Annotated in this window: 3 protein-coding genes; all 3 read left to right on the top strand. The window is 46.9% G+C overall.

Going from position 1 to position 2,277, the window contains the following annotated elements; genetic code table 11:
• Window positions 1-167 precede the first annotated feature (167 nt).
• From B2899_RS17660 to B2899_RS17650, 3 genes are read left to right on the top strand one after another with little or no spacing between them, the layout of a single operon-like run.
• Window positions 168-605 carry an ATP-binding protein gene (locus tag B2899_RS17660; protein WP_170230286.1) on the top strand — a complete coding sequence of 146 codons (438 nt, stop codon included), beginning with the start codon at window positions 168-170 and terminating at the stop codon, window positions 603-605.
• A gap of 1 nt (window position 606) precedes the next feature.
• Window positions 607-1,017, top strand: a complete 411-nt coding sequence (locus B2899_RS17655; protein ID WP_146810789.1) for an STAS domain-containing protein — start codon at window positions 607-609, stop codon at window positions 1,015-1,017.
• Window positions 1,018-1,030: 13 nt separating this feature from the next.
• Window positions 1,031-2,185: a fused response regulator/phosphatase gene (locus B2899_RS17650; protein ID WP_286887469.1), complete on the top strand. Its 1,155-nt coding sequence runs from the start codon at window positions 1,031-1,033 to the stop codon at window positions 2,183-2,185.
• Window positions 2,186-2,277: the final 92 nt, after the last annotated feature.

Genomic DNA, 2,277 nt, shown 5'->3' with positions numbered 1-2,277 from the left:
GGCTGCCGCATCGGCGGAGGAACAGGCTTCCACTGTGGAAGAGGTAGCAGCTACGGCCACAGCCCTGTCCGAGCTGTCGGAACACCTGCAGAGTGAAGTTGCCCGATTTAAAGTTGAGGCAAGCTAGTAAGGCAAGCAGATTAAAATTCGACGCAGGAATGAAGAAAATGAAACAAACCGGAATAGAAATTACCATTACATGCCCGACAGATCTGCCCGCTGTTCATTTTGTCGATATGATCAGCAGGCAGATCCTGCATTATATGAATCATCAGCGAAAGCAGGAAATAAGCTTTGCCTTGCATGAAGTGCTGATTAATGCGTATGAGGCTGTACGTGGCGAGTACGGAGAGGAAGGAGTCTTTGCCCCTCTAACGGTTACGCTGTGCATTGAGGAAGAGGAGATCACGGTCTTTGTAGCAGACAGGGCACAGGGAATAGGCTCTTCTGTGATAATGGATGTGCAGTCAAAAAGCTTTGAGGATGTAGTATGGGAAGAAAGAAGCCGCGGTCTGCTATTTATTGATCATCTGGTAGATGAATGGGGTAGCAGCAAGGACGATAAGGGAGCCCATGTGTTTATGTTTAAAGTGAGGGGAAGATAGTATGGCAATTCGTGTTTTTGAAGGTGCGGCTGAAAAACCGGATGTACAGGTCGAAATGGGAATGGTTGGAAATTATCAAAAAATCGAATTTTCCGGTCAGCTTATTTATGGGCAGACTGAGAAAGCGAAACAGATCATACTTGATAATATTAGAGAAGCAAAAGGATACTTTTTTGATGTGCGAAATCTGTCATCCATTGACAGTACGGGACTTGGCATGCTTGTGACCATTGCGAGGCGGCTGAAGAATACGGACAGTCGGATAGCGGTCATTGTGGAAGAAGGGATGATGAAGGAAATTTTTACTATGGCCAAGTTTCATCTGATCTTCTCAATGGTTAGCAGTGAGGCAGAGGGAGTTCGGTTATTTGAGGGGGGTTCTCGTCCGAATCTCACACTTGATGAGTATTAGGCAGGGTGTACGGATGAGATTATTACTTGTTGATGAAAGCTGGATAAAACTGCGTAGTTTGGAAACGATGCTGCGTAAGGCCGGATACCATGATTTGCTGTTTGCACAGAATCCTTCAAGTGTATGCGAACTTCTCAAGCTGGATGAGCAGGCTCAGGTGGCTGCCCGAATTGATCTGATTATTCTTGATTATACGCTGCCGCATATGAACGGAATTGAGATGTGCCGCCGAATTCGCTCCCATGCCTGTTACCGGGAAATCCCGATTATTATGATGACCGGAATGCGGAATGAGTCTGTGTTACAAGAGGCGTTTGAAGCGGGTGTGACAGATTTTGTGCGGAAGCCTGTGCGGAAAGTAGAGTTCCTGGCCCGGGTTCGCGCTGCACTCCGTCTGCAAGAAAATATCAACAAGCATTATAAGGCTAGAGAGAAGCTGGAAAAGATGGTTTCAGAGCATGAGTATCAGCTGGCGCTTGCAAAGAAGGTTCAGATGAGTGTTTTGAATGAACCGATTGAACAGGAACAAATTGCAATCCAGGCTCGTTATGTACCATCTGAACATTTATCAGGAGATATGTACTGCTGGTATGAGATTGGGAACGGCTGCTACGGGATTATGCTGATTGATGTTGTTGGACATGGGGTTTCGGCCTCACTCGTCAGTATGTCGGTCCGGGCACTGCTGCGCGGTTTGATTACACGGGTTACAGATCCGGTGCATGTCATGCAGGAACTGAACCGACACATGCTTCATATTTTCAAAGATAATGACATAAGTATTTATTTTACGGCTCTGTATGTAGTGATTGATGTACAGGCAAGGAAGATCGAGTATGTGAATGCAGGTCATCCACCAGGGATTGTACGAGGAAGTAAAGGAGAGATGCGCTATCTGTCCACAGGCTGCCTGCCGATCGGACTGCTTCCGGATATTCAGGTCGAAAAAGAAGTGTTTTCGTATGAGGGAGAAACGCTAATTGCGATGTTTTCAGATGGTCTGGCAAACGGCAATACGGTTCTCGCCCCGGATAGTATCGCGTCTTTCATGATACAAAGAAGCAAGGCCGGACAGTCCCTGGATTGCTGGCTGAATGAGATTATGCAAACCCATGCAACTGAAGAAGCTAAGGACGATATTTGTCTGATTGGCATTCATTTGCGATAGCTTGTGAAATTGCCAGCCCTGGAACCGGCGTTTTCCGCCGTATTCCGGGGCCTCTTTGCCGAAAAAGGACCTGCGGAGCGTAACGAAGTGAC

The sequence above is a fragment of the Aneurinibacillus sp. UBA3580 genome (assembly GCF_002375825.1).
Lineage (GTDB): Bacteria > Bacillota > Bacilli > Aneurinibacillales > Aneurinibacillaceae > Aneurinibacillus > Aneurinibacillus danicus.
The sequence above is the reverse complement of the archived record's forward strand: the minus strand, read 5'-3'. Positions and strand labels throughout refer to the sequence as shown.